The sequence below is a fragment of the Dellaglioa sp. CoH-55-MRSF-8 genome, from assembly GCF_056782195.1.
Genome location: NZ_JBXAYH010000030.1, coordinates 1 through 794, shown reverse-complemented (window position 1 = coordinate 794; position 794 = coordinate 1). Strand labels below are relative to the sequence as shown.

The following is a 794-nucleotide window of genomic DNA, read 5'->3' as shown; positions in this document are numbered from 1 at the left end:
ATCCCATACGATCGTGTTGTGTACTTTGTGTGTGATGCACGTTCCCAGCTCGCAATGAGTAACTTGAGTCAACAGCTGTGGCCTGATACCCGTGCGCTGGATTTGCATCTGGCGATCGGCGTAGCCATGGTCGATGCGACGCAAAACCCGGGAGAGCCTTGGGAACTTAAGGTCAACGAGCCGACTCTTGATGAGTATGTACGTCAAGCAGCGCAGCCCTCATTCATGAACTTCTTGCAGGCGCGTGCGTGCAAGATCAATCCGTATTCACTGCGCAAAGAAATGCAGAAAATGGCGGTGGCGTATCTGGCTGGTGGCATCAGCCTTCTGGCGCTGCGCCGTGCCTACAGGGGTAATTCGAAGTTGGCTGATTTGCTTACACTGATGGAAAGCGACGATGCACTGCGCCTGCGCAACGCGGTTCAGGCGGCACGCACTGTTGGTGTAGAGGCGGCGGCGCAAGAATTCAATCTTGAGCAGTTTGAGTTGAACTACGTGCTGAAATCGTATAGTCTGAACTCCTAATTTAATATGGATGGGATTTGTCTGATCCCAGTTTTAGGAGAGCCCAGTGGCACAGTACATTAGACTATATCTGGTACCCATAAACGGGGTACAACAAGTGATCGACGTTGACTCATCGGTCCTGATCCGCAGCAATAATCAATTTGTGTCGCCTCAAGTAGCAGCTTCAGTAGACCTGATAATGGCACCGGTTCAAACCATGTTCACGCCGTTTGCGGATGCGGCTACGGCCTTGATGCTGACGCTGACCGGATATCAGAATGTGCGTG

At 51.9% G+C, this 794-nt stretch carries 1 protein-coding gene; it reads left to right on the top strand.

The window, feature by feature from the left end; genetic code table 11:
• On the top strand, positions 1-525 hold a 525-nt coding region (locus AC1RPW_RS07720; protein ID WP_481769398.1), incomplete at its 5' end, for a hypothetical protein.
• Positions 526-794: the final 269 nt, after the last annotated feature.